This window comes from Rathayibacter caricis DSM 15933 (genome assembly GCF_003044275.1).
In the GTDB taxonomy this organism is placed as follows: domain Bacteria; phylum Actinomycetota; class Actinomycetes; order Actinomycetales; family Microbacteriaceae; genus Rathayibacter; species Rathayibacter caricis.
Window position 1 is genome coordinate 2,322,097 of sequence record NZ_PZPL01000001.1, and the last position, 20,475, is coordinate 2,342,571.

Here is a 20,475-nt window from a genome sequence, read left to right on the forward strand (position 1 = left end):
ATCGCGCGGGGGAGTGATGGAGGGTCAGAGCTCGTAGTCGACGACGACCGGGGCGTGGTCGGACCAGCGGGTGTCCCAGCTGTCGGCGCGGTCGATCTCGTAGCTGCGCGCGAGCGCGGCGAGCTCAGGGGTCGCGAGCTGGTAGTCGATGCGCCAGCCGGTGTCGGTGTCGAAGGCCTGGCCGCGCTGCGACCACCAGGTGTAGGGCCCGGGGACCTCGCCCGCGAAGCGGCGGCCGAGGTCGATCCAGCCCAGGCCGGCTCCGGCGTTGTAGCCGTCCTCGCCCTCGGCGCCGAGGAAGCGGTCGAAGTAGGCGCGCTCCTCGGGGAGGAAGCCGGCCTTCTTGACGTTGCCCTTCCAGTTCTTGATGTCGAGGGTGCGGTGGCCGACGTTGAGGTCGCCCATCACGACGGCGAGCGGGCTATGGGCCTGCAGCTGGGGGAGTCGCTCGGTCATCGCATCGAGGAACTTCACCTTCTCGTCCTGCTTGGGAGTGCCGACGCCGCCCGAGTGCACGTAGGTCGAGACGACGGTGATCGTGCGGTCGCCGACCTCGTAGTCGGCCTCGAGCCAGCGCCCGGCGGAGTCGAAGTCGTCCGCTCCGAGCGCGACCCGGTGGATCGTGGCCCGGTTGCGGGAGGCGAGCGCCACTCCGGCGCGGCCCTTCGCGGTCGCCTCGTCGTGCAGAACATCCCACTCGTCGCCGAGCAGCCCGGTGAGATCGTCGGTGGAGGCGCGGACCTCCTGCAGGGCGAGGATGTCGACGTCGCGCGCGGCGAGCCACTCGCCCATGCCCTTGCGGAAGGCGGCGCGCACCCCGTTGACGTTGACGGAGGCGATGCGGAGGAGCTTCTTGGTCACCGGAGCAGTCTATTCTCGGCCGCCGACACGGCCTTCCCGGGCACGCGTCTCTTCACGCTGCGCAGACCGTCAGCCAGGAGGGCTGCTCAGCCACGACGGCGGCTGAGCACGCCTCTCCGCTCAGGTTCTGCCCCCGACCCCTGCTGGCGGGGCCGTCCTCGGCGCACGCGGTGTCCTCACCTCCGCGCGGGGCTCGGCAGCACAACCTCAGCTGTGACAGGGGTGAAACCGCTGACAGCCGAGACACCCCTTTCAGAGCTGACGTTGCGCGTGGCGCAACCGCCGCCGTCCGTCGAGGAGGCCCCCGGCGAACAGCGTGCGGCCGATTCGCCTTAGCCGTCCGCCACCCGCTCTCGCTAACGCATCCCCGTCGGGAAGCCACCCGTTCCGCGGCGGGCGGGGACCGCCGCGGAAATGAGAACGACCCCCGTCCTGCACCACCTTCCCTCGGAGAAGAAGAAGGCGGCGCAGGCGGGGGCCGTCGGTGGGACCGCTCAGGACGGTCGTTCGGGGGTCGGCGCAGTTCAGACCGCGGCGACGGGGCGGGCCGTCACGGGCTCGGGCACCTCGGCGACCACGGGGGTGCGCTTGATGCTCTTGGCGATGATCACGGCGATCGCGGTCACGACCATGCCGACGAGGATCGCCACCAGGTAGAGCAGCGGCTGCCCGACCAGTCCGGTGACCCAGACGCCGCCGTGCGGGGCGCGCAGCGTCGAGCCGAACAGGGCGACGAGCGCGCCGGTGACGGCCGAGCCGATCATCGCGGAGGGGATCACGCGCAGCGGGTCGACCGCGGCGAACGGGATGGCCCCCTCCGAGATGAAGGACGCGCCGAGCAGGTAGGCGGCCTTGCCGTTCTGGCGCTCGGCGTCGGTGAAGAGGCGCTTGCGCAGCGTCGTCGCCAGGGCGAGACCCAGCGGCGGCGTCATGCCGGCAGCCATGACGATCGCCATCACCTTGAACTGCACCGAGTTCGGGTCGCCGTCGGCGGGGACGGAGGCGAGACCTGTGGTCGCGAAGGCGTAGGCCACCTTGTTGACCGGGCCGCCCATGTCGAACGCCATCATCAGGCCGAGGATGATGCCCAGCACGATCAGGTTGCCGCCGGTGAGTCCGGAGAGCCAGGACGAGAGTCCCTCGCTCAGCGCGCGCAGCGGCGCTCCGAGGACGACGAACATCAGGAAGCCGGTGATGAACGTCGCGATCAGGGGGATGATCACGACGGGCATCAGCGACTTGAAGGCCGCGGGCAGCTTGATCCGCGAGATGTACAGCGCCGCGTATCCGGCGATGAAGCCCGAGGCGAGTCCGCCGAGGAAGCCGGCTCCGACGGTCACGGCGACCGCGCCGCCGAGGAAGCCGGGGGCGATGCCGGGGCGGTCGGCGATGCCGAAGGCGATGAAGCCGGACAGCACGGGCACGAGGAACGCGAAGGTCGCTCCTCCGATCAGGAACATGACTCCGGCCCAGTCGGTGATGTTCACCGGGTTGAAGCCGTTGTCGATGATCTGCTGCGGAGTGAAGCTGACGATCTGGTACCCGCCGAACAGGAACGACAGGGCGATCAGCAGACCGCCGGCCGCGACGAACGGGATCATGTACGACACGCCGGTCATCAGGTTCTGGCGGATGCGCGTGCCGACGCCGACCTTCTTGGGGGCGGCGGCGGGAGCGGCGGAGGCCTGCGCGCGGGCAGGGGCGTCGGCGGGCTTCGCGCTGCGCAGGGCGAGTGCGCGGTCGAGCACCTCGTCCGGCTTGGCGAGCGCCTCGGCGACTCCGACCTGGAGGATCGGCTTGCCGGCGAAGCGGTCCTTGCCGCGGACCTCGAGGTCGGCGGCGAGGATGACGACGTCCGCGGCGGCGATGTCGCCCGCGGTCATCTCCTCGGAGCCGGCGGCGCCCTGGGTCTCGACGTGGATCGGGTAGCCGCGCTTCTTCGCGGCCTGCTCGAGCGCCTCGGCGGCCATGTAGGTGTGCGCGATGCCCGCGATGCAGCTCGTGACGGCCACGAAACGGGGGGCGTCGGAGGAGGTCGAATCAACGGCGGGCGGTGCGGCCTGGGCGGTGGCGACGGCGCGGTCGATGACCTCCGAGGCCTTCGCGAGCGCCTCCGAGGTGCCGACCTCGAGGGTCGGCTTCCCGGCGAAGCGCTCCTTGCCGCGGACCTCGAGGTCGGCGGCGAGGATGACGACGTCGGCGTCGGCGATGGTCTGGTCCGACATCGGGTCGGAGCCGGCAGCGCCCTGGGTCTCGACCTGGATCTCGTACCCCTTCTTCTTCGCGGCCTGCTCCAGGGCTTCGGCGGCCATGTAGGTGTGCGCGATACCGGCGATGCAGCTGGTGACGGCGACGATCCTCATGAGACGACGACCTCTCGGGCGATGATGTCGGCGACCTCCTGGCCGCTGGACGCGGCGCGGAGGGACCCGGTGAAGGACTCGTGGATCAGCTTGCGGGCGAGCTGGGCGAGGATCTTGAGGTGCGCCTGGTCGGCTCCGTCGGGGGCGGCGATCAGGAAGATCAGGTCGGCCGGTCCGTCGGGAGCGCCGAAGTCGACGCCCTGCTTCGCGATGCCGACGGCGACGCTGGGGGCGACGACGTGGGAGGAGCGGGCGTGGGGGATCCCGATGCCGCCGGGCATGCCGGTGGCCATCTGCGCCTCGCGGTCGCGGACGTCGGCGAGGAACCCGTCGAGGTCGGTGACGCGGCCCGCGTCGGCCAGCGTCTTCGCCAGCTGCGCGGTGGCCTCGTCCTTGGTGGCGGCGGTCAGGTCGACGATGACGGTCGAGGCCTCGGTGAGTGCAGTCATGCGCTCAGTTCTCCAATCGGGAGGTGGGGGTCGGGGGACGCGACGACGGTGACGTCGTCGAGTCGGAGGGAGTCGGGCCCCGGGGCTTCGCTGCCCGGGAGCCGGACGGCGGCGGTGCCCCACGCGACTGCTGTCGCGAGGCGCTCCGCCTCCGTGGCGTCGGTGGCCGAGAGGTAGCCCGCGAGGGTGCTGTCCCCGGCGCCGACGGTGCTGAGGGGCACGACGGCGGGGGCGCCCGCCCACCACGACGCGTCGGCCGTGACGAGGAGGGCGCCGTGCTCTCCGAGGCTCACGAGCGCTCGCGCGTCCGGGAGGCGGAGGAGTTCGCGTGCTCCGGCGACGACGTCTCCGACCGTCGGGAGCGAGCGGCCGAGGAGCTCCTCGAGCTCCTCGAGGTTGGGCTTCACCAGGGTCGCCGTGCCGGCCGCGATGATCGCGGTGAGCGGGGCTCCGGAGGTGTCGACGGCGAGCGGGACGCCGAAGTGCAGGGCGAGTCGGCCGAGCGACGCGTAGAAGTCGTCGCCGAGTCCCGGAGGGACGCTGCCGCACGCGACGAGCCAGCGCGGTGCGGCGACGACGTGGTCGCAGATGAGCTCCGAGAGCGCCTTCGCCTCTTCGGGGCTGATCGCCGGGCCGGGCTCGTTGATCTTGGTGGTGCGCCCCGAGGCGTCGTCGACGACGGTGATGTTGGTGCGGATCGGCTGCGCGATCGCGACGCTCGCGGACCGGACGCCCGCCGCCTCGAGCATCGACGAGAGGTCGAGCCCGGTCGAGGCGTCGGCGGGGTAGACAGCCGTGGCCTCGATTCCGTTGCGGGCGAGGGCGCGGGCGACGTTGACGCCCTTCCCCGCCGGGTCGCGGCGCACGCCGTGCGCCCGGTTGACCTCGCCGATCGCGAAGCCGCTGGTCGAGAGGGTGACGTCGATGCTCGGGTTGGCGGTGACGGTGACGATCATGCGCGGACCACCTCGGGGCCGGCGGACTCGACGTCGTCGACGGTCTCGTCGTCGAGGCCGCTGTCCGTGATGACGGTGTCGATCGCGGACAGCGGAGCGACGTGCCCGAAGTCCTGCCGGCCGAACTTGGAGTGGTCGGCGAGGACGACGACCCGGCGCGCCGAGGCGATGAGCGCCGACTTGACCACGGCCTCGTCGAGATCGGGGGTGGTCAGGCCCCGCTCGCGGCTGATGCCGTTGGTGCCGATGAAGGCGACGTCCACCGAGACGGAGGCGATCGCCTGGGCGGCCCACGGGCCGACGGCGGCCTGCGTCACTCCGCGGAGGTGACCGCCGAGCAGGTGCAGATCGATGTTGGGCCGGCCGACGAGCGCCATCGCGACGGGGAGGGAGTGGGTGACGACCGTCAGCCGGCGGTCCAGGGGGAGCAGCTCCGCGAGGCGGACGGTGGTGGTGCCCGCGTCGATGGCGAGCGACCCGCCGTCGGGCACTTCGGCGAGGGCTGCGGTGGCGATGCGGTCCTTCTCGGCGGCGAGGTGTCCCTCGCGGGCGGCGACCTCGGGCTCGATGCCCAGTCGCTCGACCGGGATCGCGCCGCCGTGCGCCCGGCGCAGCAGGCCGCGGCGCTCGAGGCTCGTGAGGTCGCGGCGGATCGTCTCGGGCGTGACCGCGAGCGAGAGCGCGAGATCGCGGACCTCGACCCGCCCGTCGGTGCGGGCACGGTCCAGGATCGCCTGGTGGCGCTCCGGTGCGTACATGTCGACTCCGTCGTCTCGATCCAGTGGTGCTCGCGCTCCGCGGGGCGGATCTGCGTTTACATCTTTTTAGACCCGTTTGCCCATGAAGTCAACAGAAACAAACATGTCCGACAAGCGTGGAGCAGCGCGCCCGCGGAGTGGAGCGGTCCTCGGATGCGCGGGTCAGGCCGAGAGCTCGGCGAGCTCCTCGTCGAGGCGCTCCAGGCTCTTCTCGATCCGCCGCCGCTTGAGCAGGGAGGCGTCGGCGAGGGCGGTCGTGAGACGCTGCCGCTCCACCTCTGCGAGCGTGCGGCGTGCGGCCCGCAGCTGCTCCTCCTGCTCCTTCTCGCGCTCCTCCGGGGTGAGCTTGCGAGCCGAGATGCCGGCGTCGCTCATCCCGACCGAGATCCACGAGGCGACGATCAGGATGACCTGGCAGACGAGGTTGAACCAGATCAGCAGACCGATGAGGACCGCGAAGGACGCGAGCAGCGGGTTCCGCGACGCGCCGCCGAGCAGCTGGGTCCCGAGGATCTTCAGAGCGCCGAGGGCGACGCCGCCCATCAGCGCTCCGACCCACAGGTTCTTCCACGGGATCGGGATGCCCGACAGGATCCGGAACGATCCGGCGAGGGTCGCGGTGTCGAGCGCGAGCATGATCAGGAGGCCGACCGCACCACCGGTGATGCGTCCGAGCTCCGAGTCGCTGCCGATCCCGAGGAAGTCGAAGGCGACGTCGACGAACGTGGTCGAGAACACCGACAGGCCCGCGGAGACGAGCAGCACGACTCCGAAGACGAGCGCGAGTCCGGCGTCCTTGAGCTTGAGCAGGACGAACAGCGTCGTCGGACCGGGCAGCGTGAAGAGGATCCGGACGGCCTGCCGGAGGCTCCCGAGGAAGTTCAGGGCCGTCCAGAGCAGGACCGCGGCGGCGATGACTCCGGTCCAGCCCAGGATCGACTGGTCCAGCAGCGTGTCGACGGAGACCAGGGAGCCCTTGCCGCCGATCAGTCCGGGGATCGAGCGCTGCACGAGCTCGATCAGCGAATCGCGCAGCACGGTGTCCCCGCGGACCCAGAAGCCGAACACCGCGAAGAACACGAACAGCGCCCCGAAGACGGCGAACAGCGCCTGGAACGCCAGTCCCGAGGCGAAGAGCGGGCCGCCGGTCTCGGAGTAGTGCAGGAAGACGCGGAGCGGTCGCGTGCGCAGCACCCGCTCGATCAGCGCCGGGATGCCGCGCGGAGTGTCTGTCGCCGCCTCCGTCATGACTCCAAGGGTAGGGCCGCCGCCCGAGTCGGCTGTCACCCGAGCGGGGAGGGGGCCGGGGAACGACGAACGGCCCGCCGGATCAGGGATCCGACGGGCCGTTCAAGGGCTGCGATCAGGCGCGGCCGCGGATGACAGCCTGCTTGACCTCTGCGATCGCCTGCGTGATCTGGATGCCGCGGGGGCACGCCTCGGTGCAGTTGAAGGTCGTGCGGCAGCGCCACACGCCCTCCTTGTCGTTGAGGATGTCGAGACGGGCTCCGCCCGCGTCGTCGCGCGAGTCGAAGATGAAGCGGTGCGCGTTCACGATCGCGGCCGGGCCGAAGTACTGCCCGTCGGTCCAGAACACGGGGCACGACGAGGTGCACGCGGCGCAGAGGATGCACTTCGTGGTGTCGTCGAAGCGGGCGCGGTCGGCGACCGACTGCACGCGCTCCTTGCCCTTGGGCGCCGGGGTGTTGGCGATCAGGAACGGCTGCACCTCGCGGAACGAGGCGAAGAACGGCTCCATGTCGACGACGAGGTCCTTCTCGAGGGGCAGGCCCTTGATCGCCTCGATGTAGATCGGCTGCGAGATGTCGAGATCCTTGATCAGCGTCTTGCAGGCCAGGCGGTTGCGCCCGTTGATGCGCATCGCGTCCGAGCCGCAGATGCCGTGCGCGCAGGAACGGCGGAAGGTCAGCGACCCGTCCTGGTCCCACTTGATGCGGTGCAGGGCGTCGAGGACACGGTCGGTCGAGTACATCTCGACGTCGAAGTCCTGCCAGCGCGGCTCGGCGTCCACCTCGGGGTCGAAGCGGCGGATGATGAACGTGACGGTGAACGCCTCCGGGGCGGCGGGGGCCGCGGGGGGCTGCTCGAGGGTAGCGGTCGACATGGCTAGTACTTCCTCTCCATCGGCTGGTACCGGGTGATCACGACGGGCTTCCAGTCGAGCCGGATGTGGTCACCGGCATCGGAGGAGTGGGCGTCACCGGAGAGGTACGCCATCGTGTGCTGCATGTAGTTGTCGTCGTCGCGCTTGGGGAAGTCGTCGCGCATGTGACCGCCACGGCTCTCCTTGCGGTTGCGCGCCGAGAACACGACGACCTCGGCGAGGTCGAGGAGGAAGCCGAGCTCGACGGCCTCCAGGAGATCGGTGTTGAAGCGCTTGCCCTTGTCCTGCACCGAGATGTTGCGGAACCGGTCGCGCAGGCGCTGGATCGTGCCGGTGACCTGCTCGAGCGACTCGTCGGTGCGGAACACCTGGGCGTTCTTGTCCATCTCGTCCTGCAGCTCCTTGCGGATCGAGGCGATCCGCTCGGTGCCGGTCGCGTCGCGGAGCGAGGCGAGCATGTCGCGGATCGCTCCGGCCGGGTCGGCGGGCAGGGGAGTGAACTCGACGGTCTTGGCGTAGTCGGCCGCGTTGTTGCCGCTGCGCTTGCCGAAGACGTTGATGTCGAGGAGCGAGTTGGTGCCGAGGCGGTTGGAGCCGTGCACCGACACGCAGGCGCACTCGCCGGCCGCGTACAGGCCCGGCACGACGGTGGTGTTGTCCGAGAGGACCTCGGCCTTCACGTTCGTCGGGATGCCGCCCATCGCGTAGTGCGCGGTCGGCATGACCGGCACCGGCTCGACGACCGGGTCGACACCGAGGTAGGTGCGCGCGAACTCGGTGATGTCCGGGAGCTTCGTCTCGAGGACCTCGGCGCCCAGATGCGTGCAGTCCAGCAGCACGTAGTCCTTGTGCGGACCGGCGCCGCGGCCCTCCGCGACCTCCTGGACCATGCAGCGGGCGACGATGTCGCGGGGCGCGAGGTCCTTGATGGTCGGGGCGTAGCGCTCCATGAAGCGCTCGCCCGAGGCGTTGCGAAGGATCGCACCCTCTCCTCGCGCTCCCTCGGTGAGGAGGATGCCGAGGCCCGCGAGGCCGGTCGGGTGGAACTGGAAGAACTCCATGTCCTCGAGCGGCAGGCCCTTGCGCCAGATGATGCCGACTCCGTCGCCGGTCAGCGTGTGCGCGTTCGAAGTGGTCTTGTAGATCTTGCCGAAGCCGCCGGTCGCGAAGATGATCGCCTTCGCCTGGAACACGTGCAGCTCGCCGGTCGCGAGTTCGTACGCCACGACTCCGGACGGCTTGTCGACGCCGTCGACCTTCGTCATCACGAGGTCGAGCACGTAGAACTCGTTGTAGAAGTTGATGCCGAGGCGGACGCAGTTCTGGAACAGCGTCTGCAGGATCATGTGGCCGGTGCGGTCGGCCGCGTAGCAGGCGCGGCGCACGGGCGCCTTGCCGTGGTCGCGGGTGTGACCGCCGAAGCGGCGCTGGTCGATCTTGCCGTCCTCGGTGCGGTTGAAGGGAAGGCCCATGTTCTCGAGGTCGATGACCGCGTCGATGGCCTCCTTTGCGAGGATCTCGGCCGCGTCCTGGTCGACGAGGTAGTCGCCGCCCTTGACGGTGTCGAAGGTGTGCCACTCCCAGCTGTCCTCCTCGACGTTCGCGAGCGCGGCGGCCATGCCGCCCTGCGCCGCTCCGGTGTGCGAGCGCGTCGGGTAGAGCTTCGAGATCACGGCGGTCTTCGCCTTGGGGCCGGCCTCGATGGCCGCCCGCATGCCGGCGCCGCCGGCGCCGACGATCACCACGTCGAACTGGTGGTAGTGGACGCCGTCGGGTCCGACGGTCTGCGTGAAGGCGCTCTGGTCGCCGCCGGGGTGTACGTGGCCTGCTGTGCTCACTGGGTGGGTGCTCCGTTGTGCGGGTGAGGAGGACGGGGAGAGGTGCCGGACCCGGGAGGAGGCGCCGCGGTCGACCGCAGCGCCTCCTCCCGCATCAGCGGCGGTGCGTCAGGCGCCGCAGAACGACGGCAGGAACTCGGCCGCCGTGTTCGGCGGGCACGGGTCGAACGCGAAGACGACCCAGGTTCCGAGGACGATCAGGGAGACGACGGCCACGAGGATCCCGCCCTTGAAGGCGCGGGCCAGGAGCGGCGAGGTCGCGTAGTCGTTGACCAGCGTGCGCATGCCGTTGCCGCCGTGGATCAGGGCGAGCCACAGCATGAGGACGTCCCACCACTGCCAGAACGGGTTCGCGAGCTTGCCGCCGACGAAGCCGAAGTCGATGGCCTTGATGCCGTCGCCGAGCAGGAGGTTGTAGATCAGGTGCCCGAAGATCAGGACGATCAGCACGACGCCGGAGGCGCGCATGTAGATCCAACCCCACTTCTCCCAGTTCGTCCCGGAGGAACGGGTCGGGGTGTGCGGCGTGCGGGGGGCGGCGACGGTGCTCATTCCCCTCCTCCCTCTCCGAAGACGAACATGAGGTGGCGCGGCGCGAAGCCGAGCATCAGCACGACCCAGAGGCCCATGACCACCCAGAAGAGCAGGCGCTGGTTGCGCGTCGCCCAGCTCCAGAAGTCGACCAGGATGATGCGCAGGCCGTTCAGGGCGTGGAACGCGATGGCGCCCACGAGCCCCGTCTCGCCCAGGCCCATGATCGGGTTCTTGTAGGTTCCGATCACCGCGTCGTACGCCTCCGGGCTCACGGCGATGAGGGCCGAGTCCAGGACGTGGACGAGGAGGAAGAAGAAGATGGCGACACCGGTGATCCGGTGGAGCACCCACGACCACATGCCTTCGCGACCGCGGTAGAGGGTTCCGGCCGGACGGCGGATCTTCCCCTGCTTCCGGGGTGCGAGGGTCTGAGCAGCTTGAACTGACACGGACAACCCTCCCTGGTTGTGCACTCCGACGGCCTGACCTGCTCCGCGTCTCGTGGACGCGGACGGGGCGGGGGAGCGACGAGATTCTCGCCCTTCGATTCTAAACGGCGTTCGAGGAGAGCGCGGCTAAGGCGAGCCTTAGCTGCGGTGCTCCACCACGGCGGGCACCCCGACGGCCGCGTAGTGGCCCAGCAGCTCGTCCGTGAGCGCGCTCCAGGTGCGGTGCAGCACGCGCCGCCGCCCCGCCTCGCCGAGGCGGGCGCGCAGGGCGGGGTCGCGGACGAGGCGCTCGACCTGACGGCGCAGATCGGAGTCGCTCTCGGGCGCGTAGAGGAGGCCGTCGACGCCGTGCTCGATCAGGTCGGTCGGTCCGCCCGCGTGCGGGGCGACGACCGCGGTCCCGGACGCCTGCGCCTCCTGGACCGTCTGGCCGAACGTCTCCTCCGTGCCCGTGTGCACGAAGACGTCGAGTGCGGCGTAGACGGCGGGCAGCCGCTCGCCGTCGAGCCGGCCGAGCATGCGGGCGCGAGACCCGACCGCCGCGGCGACCCGGGCGGAGGAGGGGCCGTAGCCGCCGACCACGAGCGCCGCGTCGGGGAGTGAGGCGAGCGCGGCGAGGCGCTCCACTCTCTTCTCGGGCGAGAGCCGGCCGATGTAGCCGACGAGCGCCTCGTCCGGAGCGAGCGGCGCGCGCACCTCGTGGGCGTAGGGGGAGGAGCGCATCCGGGGGTGGAAGCGGTCGCTCTGCACGCCGCGTCCCCAGAGCGCGGTGCGCTCGATCCCCGCGGCGGAGAGATCGTCGAGCGCGCTGCTGGAGGGGGCGAGAGTCAGGTCGGCACCCGCGTGGATCTGCCGGATGACCTTCCAGGCGAGCGCGCGCGCTCCCCGGATGCCGTACCGCGCGGCGAAGCGGGCGACGTCCGTCTGGTAGACGGCCACGCTCGGCACGCCCAGGCGGTTCGCCGAGGCGATGGCGCGGGCCCCCAGTAGGAAGGGCGAGGCGACGTGCACGACGTCGGGCGCGAAGTCCGCGAGCTCGCGCGTGAGGGCGAGTGTCGGGATGCCGACCGGGAAGTCGCGGTAGGCGATCGCGGGGTGCTCGACCACGCGGTGCCCGGCGTAGCGGGCCGGTGCTCCCGCGGCGGGGCAGACCACCAGGGCCTCGATGCCGCGGGCGGCGAACTCGTCGAGGACCCGCAGGACGCTCGTGGTCACGCCGTTCAACGACGGCAGGAAGCTCTCGGTGACGACCGCGACTCTCACGCCCCGGACGCTACGGCGCCCGCGTGAACGGCGCAGCGCCGCCCGGTGAACGGACGGTCGCGTCCGGACGCCCTTGTATCCTGCGGACATGACATCACCTGAGACCGATGGCCGCGCCCCGCTCGACCGCTTCTACAGCGTGATCCCCGCAGGTGGGATCGGCTCGAGGCTGTGGCCGCTCTCCCGGGCCGACGCCCCGAAGTTCCTGCACGACCTCACCGGCTCGGGCCAGACCCTCCTGCGCGACACGTGGGAGCGTCTCGCTCCGATCTCGGGCGCCGACCGGATCATGGTCGTCACCGGCCGGGCGCACCGCGCCGCCGTCGAGCGCCAGCTCGAGAAGCTCGAGGACGTCAACGTCGTGCTCGAGAGCGAGCCGCGCGACTCCTCCGCCGCGATCGGCCTGGCCGCCGCGATCCTCGAGCGCCGCGAGCCCGGAGTGATCATCGGCTCGTTCGCGGCCGACCACGTCATCAGCGGTCAGCACCTCTTCCACGACGCCGTCGCGGAGGCGGTCATCGCCGCCGACGCGGGCTACATCGCGACCATCGGCATCACGCCGACGGAGCCGGCGGTCGGGTTCGGCTACATCAGGACCGGCGACCACCTCGGCATCGACGGCGCCCCGCACACCCTCGCCGTCGACTCCTTCGTCGAGAAGCCCGATGCGGACACCGCCCGCGAGTACGTCAGCAGCGGTCAGTACCTCTGGAACGCCGGCATGTTCATCGCCCGCGCCGACCGGCTCCTCGAGGAGCTCGGACGCTCCAAGCCGAAGCTGCTCGCCGGGCTCCTCGAGCTCGCCGAGGCGTGGGACACCCCCGAGCGCGGCGCGGTCGTCGACCGCATCTGGCCGGGGCTGGAGAAGATCGCGATCGACTACTCCGTGGCCGAGCCGGCCGCCGCGGAGGGCAAGCTCGCGGTCATCCCCGGTCACTTCTCCTGGGACGACGTCGGGGACTTCGCTTCCATCGCGAAGCTGCACGCGAGCGGTCTCCGCTCCGACCTCGCGATCCTGGGCGAGGACGCCCGCGTCCTGGCCGACTCCGCCACCGGAATCGTCGTCAGCGGCGGCAACCGCACCATCGCCCTCATCGGAGTGAAGGACATCGTCGTCGTCGACACCCCCGACGCCCTCCTCGTCACCACCACCGAGAACGCGCAGAAGGTCAAGGGCGTCGTCGACGCCCTCCGCCTCTCGGGCCGCACCGACGTCCTCTAGCCCCACCCTCCTCGAAGCGCGGCCTCCCCCCGGGAGCGCCGCGCTTCGCCGTTCCCGCGTCGCACACCCCCGTCCTCGGCAGCGCGACCCTCCTGCTGCCCGTACTCGTCCCTCCTGCTGTCCGTACTCGTCCGCGCGCAGCGCGCAGCCCTCCTGCTGTCCGTGCCCGTCCGCGCGCAGCGCGCAGCCCTCCTGCTGTCCGTGCCCGTCCGCGCGCAGCGCGCAGTCACTCCGAACAGCTCGGAACCTCGAGCGCATGGTGGAGGGCCGCGAGCGGAGATCGCGTGCCAGCGATGTCCGCCAGCCCGACGCACCCCGCTCTCGGAAACGCCCCGCCTCTGCGAGCCGACCGCGGTGGAGGAGGCGCCCGCGCCTCCTCCACAAAATAAACACCGTGTAACGACTTCCGAACGCATCCCCCGGAAGCCCTGAGTGAATCGTCACATTGGGTAACGTGAGCGGATCGACGCCCTGCTGCGCACGACGCTCGGGCCGAATCCTGGAGGACGAATCTCTTGACTATCACCACGCGTAAGGCCGCGTTCGGCGGTCTCGCCGCTCTGGGCGTCACCGCGCTTCTCGCCGGTTGCGCCTCCGCTCCCGAGGAGGGCGACTCGGGCGCCGCCGCGACGAGCGACTTCCTGCCCTGCATGGTCTCGGACGCCGGCGGCTTCGACGACAAGTCCTTCAACGAGCTGGGCTACACCGGTCTCGTCGAGGCGTCGGAGGAGCTCGGTGTCGAGCCGGTCGACGTGACCTCCGAGTCCGAGACCGACTACGCCCCGAACCTCACGAGCCTCGTCGATCAGGGCTGCAACCTGATCATCACGGTCGGCTTCGCGCTCGCCGATGCGACCAAGGCCGCGGCCGAGGCGAACACCGACATCGACTTCGCGATCATCGACGACGCCTCGATCGACCTCGAGAACGTCAAGCCGATCACGTTCGACACCTCGCAGTCCGCGTTCCTCGCGGGCTACGCGGCGGCGTCGTACTCGAAGACCGGCGTCGTCGGCACCTTCGGCGGCCAGCCCTACCCGACCGTCACCATCTTCATGGACGGCTACGCGGACGGTGTCGCCTACTACAACGAGCAGAAGGGCACCGACGTGAAGGTCGTCGGCTGGGACGTCGCGTCGCAGAACGGCTCCTTCACCGGCGGATTCGCGGCGGGCGTCGAGGCGAAGTCGGCGGCGCAGTCGCTGATCGACCAGAACGCCGACGTCATCCTCCCCGTGGGCGGCCCGATCTTCCAGTCGGCGATCGAGGCGATCCGCGACTCCGGCAAGGAGATCGCCATGGTCGGTGTCGACGCCGACCTGTACGAGACCTACCCGGACGGGTCGGACCTGTACCTGACCTCGATCCTCAAGGGCATCAAGGAGGGCACGTCCGACGTGACCGCCTCCGCCGGTGCCGGCGAGTTCGACGCCACGCCGTACGTGGGCACGCTCGAGAACGACGGAGTGGGCATCGCCCCGTTCCACGACTTCGAGTCGAAGGTCTCGCCGGACCTGCAGGGCGAGCTGGACGCGATCACCGAGGGCATCATCGACGGGTCGATCACCGTCGAGTCGCCGTCGGCTCCCGCCGCGTCCTAGTCGACGCGAAGAGGCCGGCCGGCCCCGGGGGATCCCGGAGCCGGCCGGCCTCTTTTCTCTGCCGCCGCAGGGTTCCCTCTGCGAAAGGGCGCAGCGGTGGCGCGGTACGTCCCCTCTCTGTCGCCGGACGTCCTCGTGCCCCGTCGACGCCGGGAGCCCGACCGAAAGTTAGATTGGTTCCATGAAGCTCGAACTGCGGGGCATCACGAAGCGCTTCGGCGCCCTCGTGGCCAACGACCACATCGATCTCACGGTCGAACCCGGCGAGATCCACTGCCTCCTGGGCGAGAACGGCGCGGGCAAGTCGACTCTGATGAACGTGCTCTACGGCCTCTACCAGGCCGAGGAGGGCGAGATCCTGCTCGACGACGCCGTCCAGCACTTCTCGGGGCCCGGTGACGCCATGAAGGCGGGCATCGGCATGGTGCACCAGCACTTCATGCTCGTGCCGGTCTTCTCGGTCGCCGAGAACGTGATGCTCGGTCACGAGCAGACGAAGTCCGGCGGTCGACTCGACCTCGCCGCGGCGCGCGCCCGGGTGCGGGAGATCTCGGACCGCTTCGGCTTCGACGTCGATCCCGACGCGATCGTGGAGGATCTGCCCGTCGGCGTGCAGCAGAGGGTCGAGATCATCAAGGCGCTCTCGCGCGACGCCCGCGTCCTCGTCTTCGACGAGCCCACGGCGGTGCTCACCCCGCAGGAGACGGACGAGCTCATCGCGATCATGCGCCAGCTGCGCGCGGCAGGCACCGCCATCGTCTTCATCACGCACAAGCTGCGCGAGGTGCGCGAGGTCGGCGACCGCATCACGGTCATCCGCCTCGGCAAGGTCGTCGGAGAGGCGTCGCCGACGGCGAGCAACGCCGAACTGGCGTCGCTGATGGTGGGTCGTGCCGTCGAGCTGACCGTGCGGAAGGAGCAGGCGCGCGCGGGCGACGAGGCCCTGGTCGTCAGCGGACTCACGGTCCGCGACGCGAACGGGCAGGCCGTCGTCGACGACGTCTCGTTCGAGGTCCGCCGCGGCGAGATCCTCGCCATCGCCGGCGTGCAGGGCAACGGGCAGACCGAGCTGACCGAGGCGATCATGGGGCTGCAGGAGCGGGTCGAGGGCACCGTGACCCTCGACGGCAAGCGGCTCGACGGCCTCTCGGTGCGCCGCGTCCTCGACTCCGGGGTCGGCTTCGTGCCCGAGGACCGCACCGAGGACGGCCTGGTCGCCGAGTTCACGATCGCCGAGAACCTCATGCTCGACCGCAGCGACGGGGGCCCGTTCGTGAAGGGCCTCAACCTGCAGTTGAAGGAGCTCGACCGCTTCGCCGAGGAGCGCGTGCGCGAGTTCGACGTCCGGGCGCAGGGCATCGGCACCCACGTGGGCCGCCTCTCCGGCGGCAACCAGCAGAAGGTCGTCCTGGCGCGCGAGCTGAGCCGGGAGCTGAGGCTCTTCATCGCCGCTCAGCCCACCCGCGGCATCGACGTCGGCTCGATCGAGTTCGTCCACAAGCGGATCGTCGAGACCCGCGACACCGGCGTGCCCGTGATCGTCGTCTCGACCGAGCTCGACGAGGTGGCCGCCCTGGCCGACCGCATCGCGGTCATGTACAAGGGCGGCATCATCGGCATCGTGCCCGCCGACACCCCCCGCGACGTGCTGGGGCTCATGATGGCCGGGCAGTCGCCCGCCGAGAAGGGAGCGGCGGCGTGAGCGACGCGCAACTGCCCGCGGTCGATCCCGACGCGGAGACCGAGAAGTCCACCGGCCTCGAGCCCGGCCAGAAGCCGGGTCAGGAGGCGCGCCCCGGCGCGGTCGAGAGCGGCGCGTCCCGCGTGCTGCGCGAGATCCTCTCGGGCACCGCTCTGATGTCGGTGCTCGCCGTGCTGCTCTCGCTGATCGCGGGCGGCGTGCTGATCGCGGCGACGGACCCCGATGTCCAGGAGGCGTCCGGCTACTTCTTCGCGCGCCCGGTCGACACCCTGCAGGCGATCTGGCAGTCGGTCGCCGGCGCCTACTCCTCCCTCTTCCAGGGATCCGTCTACAACTTCCGCCGCGAGGGCTTCGCGAACGGCATCAAGCCGCTCACCGACACGCTCGCCTTCGCCACTCCGCTGATCGCGGGCGGTCTGGGCGTCGCGCTCGCGTTCCGCGTCGGCCTGTTCAACATCGGCGGCCGCGGGCAGATGCTGATCGCGGCAGCCTGCGCCGGCTGGGTCGGCTTCTCCTTCGACCTCCCGTGGGGCGTCCACCTGATCGTCGCGCTCGCCGCCGGCATCCTGGGCGGCGCGCTGTGGGGAGGGCTCGTCGGCGTGCTCAAGGCGCGCACCGGGGCGCACGAGGTGATCCTCACGATCATGCTCAACTACGTCGCCTTCTACCTGATCTCGTACCTGCTCCGCACTCCCGGCGCTCTGCAGGCGCCGGGCTCGAACAACCCGAAGACCCCGGCGATGAAGGAGACGGCGGTCTTCCCCTCGCTCCTCGGCCCGAGCTACTCGCTCACCCTCGGCTTCGTCTTCGCGATCCTCGCGACCGTCTTCGTCTGGTGGCTCCTGAACCGATCGAGCATCGGCTTCAAGTTCCGCGCGGTGGGCGAGAACCCGCACGCGGCACGGGTCGCCGGCATCGACGTCAAGAACAGCTACGTGTACGCCATGCTCCTCTCCGGCGGTCTCCTCGGCCTCGCGGGCAGCGCGCAGGTGATGGGCACCGTCACGACGGGCTTCACGTCCGGGATCGACGCCGGCATCGGCTTCGACGCGATCACCGTCGCCCTGCTCGGGCGGTCGCGGCCGTGGGGCGTGTTCTTCGCAGGCATCCTCTTCGGCGCGTTCAAGGCGGGCGGCTACTCCATGCAGGCCGCCCAGGGCGTGCCGATCGACGTCGTCCTCGTCGTGCAGTCGCTGATCGTCCTCTTCATCGCCGCTCCGCCCCTGGTGCGCGCGATCTTCCGCCTGCCCGCTCCCGGCGCCGCGCCGAGACGCCGCACGCGCCGAGCCTCGGAGGTCTCCGCATGAGCGCCCTCGCCACCGCTGCGCCCGTCGGAGGCTCTCGGGTCGCGGTCCGCAGCTGGAAGGCGCCGATCGCGTTCGGCGTGTTCGCGCTGCTCTCGATCGTGCTGTTCGTCGCGCTGGGCCGCGACGGCACCAGTTCGTTCCGTCTCGCTGCCGGCGGGGACTTCTTCGCCCTGCCGGACCTGCCCTTCCCCACCCGGGCGACCGGAGTGGTCGTCGCCGTGGTCACCGTCGTGCTGACCGTGCTCGCCGCCCTGATGACGCGGGCGGCGCGGCGCATCCCGCTCTGGTTCTCGACGGTGTTCGCCCTCGTGTTCCTGATCGGGTTCCTCGTCTGGGCGTCCGCGGGCGCGACGCTGCCCGTCTCGGGACTGCTGCTCGGTACCGTCGGCCTCGCCACTCCGCTCATCTTCGGCTCGCTGGGCGGGGTGATCTCGGAGCGGGTCGGAGTCGTCAACGTCGCGATCGAGGGGCAGCTGCTCGCGGGCGCCTTCACCGCGGCGGTCGTCGCCTCGATCACCCGCCAGCCGGTCCTGGGCCTCGTCGCGGCGATGCTGGCGAGCGTGCTCGTGTCGTTCGTTCTGGCCGCGTTCGCGATCAAGTACGTGGTCGATCAGGTGATCGTCGGCGTCGTCCTGAACGTCCTCGTGACCGGATTGACGAGCTTCCTCTACTCTCAGGTGCTCACGTCGGACTCGCCCACCTTCAACTCGCCCGTGCAGTTCGAGACGCTGCCGATCCCGGTGCTCAGCCAGATCCCGGTGATCGGCGCCGTGCTGTTCAAGCAGTCGATCATCGTCTACCTCATGTACCTCGCGATCTTCGCCGTGTGGTGTGGGCTCTTCAAGACGAAGTGGGGCCTGCGGCTCCGCGCCGTGGGCGAGCACCCGCAGGCCGCGGACACCGTCGGCATCGACGTGGCGCGCACCCGCTTCTGGAACGTGTCGCTCGCGGGCGCCATCGCCGGCATCGGCGGCGCGTACTACACGCTCGACGCCGTCGGCTCGTTCGGCAAGGAGATGACCGCCGGAGCCGGCTTCATCGCCCTCGCCGCGGTCATCTTCGGCCGCTGGGACCCGATCAAGGCGACCCTCGCGTCGCTGCTGTTCGGGTTCGCGACCAACCTGCAGAACGTCCTCGGCGTCATCGGCTCGCCGGTGCCGAGCGAGTTCATGCTGATGCTGCCCTACCTGGTGACGATCTTCGCGGTCGCCGGCCTGGTCGGGCAGTCCCGCGGACCGGCGGCCGCCGGCAAGCCGTACCTGAAGTCCTGAGAGGGGTCCCGTGACCGACATCGACTGGGAGGCGCTGCGCGCCGCCGCCAACGACGCCATGCGCCGCGCCTACGCCCCCTATTCGCAGTTCCCGGTGGGAGCGGCCGCGCTCGTGGACGACGGCCGCATCATCGCGGGCTGCAACGTCGAGAACGCCTCCTACGGCATCGGGCTCTGCGCCGAGTGCGCGCTCGTCTCCTCCCTGCACATGACCGGCGGCGGAAAGCTCGTCGCCTTCACCTGCGTGGACGGAAACGGGGCGACCCTGATGCCCTGCGGACGCTGCCGTCAGCTCCTCTTCGAGCACTCGGCCGACGGGATGGTCCTCGAGACGGTCTCGGGGCTGCGCACGATCGACGAGGTCATCCCTGACGCGTTCGGCCCCCGCACCCTCCAGGCGTACGCGGGGGAGTAGCGGCCCGCCGCCTCCCCGCCCGCTCCGCACACGATCCGAGGACAGCAATGACCGGCTCCACTCCCGTCGAGGCCTTCGACGCCGTCGACATCATCCGCACCAAGCGCGACAGGGGCACCCTGTCGACCGCGCAGATCGATTGGCTGATCGACGCGTACACCCGCGGCTACGTCGCCGACGAGCAGATGGCGGCGTTCGCCATGGCCGTGCTCCTGAACGGCATGGAGCGCGACGAGATCCGCGATCTGACGCTGGCCATGATCGCGAGCGGCGAGCGGATGAGCTTCGACGGGCTCGGCAAGCGGACCGTCGACAAGCACTCGACGGGAGGCGTGGGCGACAAGATCACGCTGCCGCTGATGCCGCTCGTGGCCTCGTTCGGCGTCGCCGTGCCCCAGCTCTCGGGGCGGGGCCTCGGCCACACCGGCGGCACGCTCGACAAGCTCGAGGCGATCCCCGGATGGCGCGCCGAGCTCGGCAACGACGAGATGTTCGAGCAGCTGCGCACGGTCGGCGGAGTGATCTGCGCGGCCGGCTCCGGCCTCGCCCCCGCCGACAAGAAGCTCTACGCCCTGCGCGACATCACCGGCACCGTCGAGGCGATCCCGCTGATCGCGTCCTCGATCATGTCGAAGAAGATCGCGGAGGGGACCGACGCGCTGGTCCTGGACGTCAAGTTCGGCTCGGGCGCCTTCATGGTCGACATCGAGCGCTCGCGCGAGCTGGCCCGCGCGATGGTCGACCTCGGCAACGACGCGGGCGTCCGAACGACGGCGCTGCTCACGAACATGAACGTCCCGCTCGGTCTCGCCATCGGCAACGCCAACGAGGTGCGGGAGTCGGTCGAGGTCCTCGCCGGCGGCGGTCCGGCCGACGTGCGCGAGCTGACCCTCGCGCTCGCCCGCGAGATGCTCGCGCTGGCGGGTCTGCCCGACGCCGATGTCGAGGGGGCGCTGGACGGAGGAGCGGCCATGGACACGTGGAACGCGGTGATCCGCGCCCAGGGCGGCGACCCGACCGCGGCGCTGCCCGTCGCCCGCGAGACGCACGTGGTCCGCGCCGACCGCGACGGGGTCCTCGTCGAGCAGCGCGCCCTGCCGTTCGGGATCGCCGCTTGGCGTCTCGGGGCGGGGCGGGCGCGGCAGCAGGACGCCGTTCAGCACGCGGCGGGCATCGACCTGCACGCGAAGCCGGGCGACCGCGTCCGAGCGGGCGAGCCCCTCTTCACCCTCTCGGCCGACGAGCCGGCCCGCTTCGAGCGCGCGCTCGCGGCGCTCGAGGGCGCCTACCGCCTCGGCGACGCGGGCGAGGCCGTCCTCGACGGCGGGCCGCTCGTGGCCGAGCGCATCGCCTGAGCGGAG

General features: G+C 70.7%; 18 protein-coding genes. 7 read left to right on the forward strand and 11 right to left on the reverse strand.

Translation table 11 applies throughout. From position 1 onward, the window contains the following. Positions 1-24: 24 nt before the first annotated feature. The 11 genes from C1I63_RS10830 to C1I63_RS10880 all read right to left on the reverse strand — a co-directional run bounded on the left by C1I63_RS10830 (position 25) and on the right by C1I63_RS10880 (position 11,596). A complete protein-coding gene (locus C1I63_RS10830; protein ID WP_107574782.1) occupies positions 25-861 on the reverse strand; it encodes an exodeoxyribonuclease III in 837 nt (278 codons plus the stop codon). Positions 862-1,385: 524 nt separating this feature from the next. Then, on the reverse strand, positions 1,386-3,224 hold the full coding sequence (locus C1I63_RS10835) for a PTS fructose-like transporter subunit IIB (protein WP_107574783.1): 1,839 nt from the start codon (positions 3,222-3,224) through the stop codon (positions 1,386-1,388). After that, positions 3,221-3,673, reverse strand: a complete 453-nt coding sequence (locus tag C1I63_RS10840) for a PTS sugar transporter subunit IIA (RefSeq protein ID WP_055787979.1) — start codon at positions 3,671-3,673, stop codon at positions 3,221-3,223. The genes C1I63_RS10835 and C1I63_RS10840 overlap by 4 nt, the downstream gene beginning before the upstream one ends. Continuing rightward, entirely contained in the window at positions 3,670-4,629 is a 960-nt protein-coding gene (locus C1I63_RS10845) for a 1-phosphofructokinase family hexose kinase (RefSeq protein WP_107574784.1), read from the reverse strand. The genes C1I63_RS10840 and C1I63_RS10845 overlap by 4 nt, the downstream gene beginning before the upstream one ends. Continuing rightward, positions 4,626-5,387: a DeoR/GlpR family DNA-binding transcription regulator gene (locus C1I63_RS10850; protein WP_107574785.1), complete on the reverse strand. Its 762-nt coding sequence runs from the start codon at positions 5,385-5,387 to the stop codon at positions 4,626-4,628. The genes C1I63_RS10845 and C1I63_RS10850 overlap by 4 nt, the downstream gene beginning before the upstream one ends. Before the next feature lie 162 nt (positions 5,388-5,549). Beyond that, positions 5,550-6,635, reverse strand: a complete 1,086-nt coding sequence (locus tag C1I63_RS10855) for a YihY/virulence factor BrkB family protein (RefSeq protein ID WP_107574786.1) — start codon at positions 6,633-6,635, stop codon at positions 5,550-5,552. 115 nt (positions 6,636-6,750) lie between these two features. Then, positions 6,751-7,512, reverse strand: coding sequence for a succinate dehydrogenase iron-sulfur subunit (locus C1I63_RS10860; RefSeq protein ID WP_055787993.1), 762 nt, complete (start codon positions 7,510-7,512; stop codon positions 6,751-6,753). Between the two features lie 2 nt (positions 7,513-7,514). Then, positions 7,515-9,257 (reverse strand): succinate dehydrogenase flavoprotein subunit, encoded by a 1,743-nt coding sequence (sdhA, locus tag C1I63_RS10865; protein ID WP_244907195.1) that lies wholly within the window; start codon positions 9,255-9,257, stop codon positions 7,515-7,517. 201 nt (positions 9,258-9,458) lie between these two features. Continuing rightward, positions 9,459-9,902 carry a succinate dehydrogenase hydrophobic membrane anchor subunit gene (locus C1I63_RS10870; RefSeq protein WP_055787999.1) on the reverse strand — a complete coding sequence of 148 codons (444 nt, stop codon included), beginning with the start codon at positions 9,900-9,902 and terminating at the stop codon, positions 9,459-9,461. Then, a complete protein-coding gene (gene sdhC / locus C1I63_RS10875; protein WP_372488113.1) occupies positions 9,899-10,333 on the reverse strand; it encodes a succinate dehydrogenase, cytochrome b556 subunit in 435 nt (144 codons plus the stop codon). The genes C1I63_RS10870 and sdhC overlap by 4 nt, the downstream gene beginning before the upstream one ends. A gap of 138 nt (positions 10,334-10,471) precedes the next feature. After that, a complete protein-coding gene (locus C1I63_RS10880; protein WP_055788007.1) occupies positions 10,472-11,596 on the reverse strand; it encodes a glycosyltransferase family 4 protein in 1,125 nt (374 codons plus the stop codon). Positions 11,597-11,684: 88 nt separating this feature from the next. On the opposite strand from C1I63_RS10880, the gene C1I63_RS10885 reads away from it, so the two are divergent. The 7 genes from C1I63_RS10885 to C1I63_RS10915 all read left to right on the forward strand — a co-directional run bounded on the left by C1I63_RS10885 (position 11,685) and on the right by C1I63_RS10915 (position 20,469). Continuing rightward, positions 11,685-12,818 (forward strand): mannose-1-phosphate guanylyltransferase, encoded by a 1,134-nt coding sequence (locus C1I63_RS10885; RefSeq protein ID WP_107574788.1) that lies wholly within the window; start codon positions 11,685-11,687, stop codon positions 12,816-12,818. Positions 12,819-13,333: 515 nt separating this feature from the next. After that, entirely contained in the window at positions 13,334-14,419 is a 1,086-nt protein-coding gene (locus C1I63_RS10890) for a BMP family lipoprotein (RefSeq protein WP_055788016.1), read from the forward strand. Positions 14,420-14,600: 181 nt separating this feature from the next. Further along, the gene (locus C1I63_RS10895; RefSeq protein ID WP_107574789.1) at positions 14,601-16,121 is read left to right on the forward strand and encodes an ABC transporter ATP-binding protein; all 1,521 of its coding nucleotides are present in this window, start codon (positions 14,601-14,603) and stop codon (positions 16,119-16,121) included. Further along, a complete protein-coding gene (locus C1I63_RS10900) occupies positions 16,118-17,428 on the forward strand; it encodes an ABC transporter permease (protein ID WP_244907030.1) in 1,311 nt (436 codons plus the stop codon). The genes C1I63_RS10895 and C1I63_RS10900 overlap by 4 nt, the downstream gene beginning before the upstream one ends. Next, positions 17,425-18,699 (forward strand): ABC transporter permease, encoded by a 1,275-nt coding sequence (locus tag C1I63_RS10905; protein ID WP_107574790.1) that lies wholly within the window; start codon positions 17,425-17,427, stop codon positions 18,697-18,699. The genes C1I63_RS10900 and C1I63_RS10905 overlap by 4 nt, the downstream gene beginning before the upstream one ends. Positions 18,700-18,709: 10 nt before the next feature. Beyond that, positions 18,710-19,114, forward strand: a complete 405-nt coding sequence (locus C1I63_RS10910; RefSeq protein ID WP_107574791.1) for a cytidine deaminase — start codon at positions 18,710-18,712, stop codon at positions 19,112-19,114. Positions 19,115-19,161: 47 nt separating this feature from the next. Then, the gene (locus tag C1I63_RS10915) at positions 19,162-20,469 is read left to right on the forward strand and encodes a thymidine phosphorylase (RefSeq protein ID WP_107574792.1); all 1,308 of its coding nucleotides are present in this window, start codon (positions 19,162-19,164) and stop codon (positions 20,467-20,469) included. Positions 20,470-20,475 lie beyond the last annotated feature (6 nt).

Excerpts from the sequence above, each read along its gene's own strand:
- C1I63_RS10835 (WP_107574783.1), bottom strand. The coding sequence starts at position 3,224 with ATGAGGATCGTCGCCGTCACCAGCTGCATCGCCGGTATCGCGCACACC.
- C1I63_RS10840 (WP_055787979.1), bottom strand. The coding sequence starts at position 3,673 with ATGACTGCACTCACCGAGGCCTCGACCGTCATCGTCGACCTGACCGCC.
- C1I63_RS10845 (WP_107574784.1), bottom strand. The coding sequence starts at position 4,629 with ATGATCGTCACCGTCACCGCCAACCCGAGCATCGACGTCACCCTCTCG.
- C1I63_RS10850 (WP_107574785.1), bottom strand. The coding sequence starts at position 5,387 with ATGTACGCACCGGAGCGCCACCAGGCGATCCTGGACCGTGCCCGCACC.
- C1I63_RS10855 (WP_107574786.1), bottom strand. The coding sequence starts at position 6,635 with ATGACGGAGGCGGCGACAGACACTCCGCGCGGCATCCCGGCGCTGATC.
- C1I63_RS10860 (WP_055787993.1), bottom strand. The coding sequence starts at position 7,512 with ATGTCGACCGCTACCCTCGAGCAGCCCCCCGCGGCCCCCGCCGCCCCG.
- C1I63_RS10870 (WP_055787999.1), bottom strand. The coding sequence starts at position 9,902 with ATGAGCACCGTCGCCGCCCCCCGCACGCCGCACACCCCGACCCGTTCC.
- C1I63_RS10885 (WP_107574788.1), top strand. The coding sequence starts at position 11,685 with ATGACATCACCTGAGACCGATGGCCGCGCCCCGCTCGACCGCTTCTAC.
- C1I63_RS10895 (WP_107574789.1), top strand. The coding sequence starts at position 14,601 with ATGAAGCTCGAACTGCGGGGCATCACGAAGCGCTTCGGCGCCCTCGTG.
- C1I63_RS10905 (WP_107574790.1), top strand. The coding sequence starts at position 17,425 with ATGAGCGCCCTCGCCACCGCTGCGCCCGTCGGAGGCTCTCGGGTCGCG.
- C1I63_RS10915 (WP_107574792.1), top strand. The coding sequence starts at position 19,162 with ATGACCGGCTCCACTCCCGTCGAGGCCTTCGACGCCGTCGACATCATC.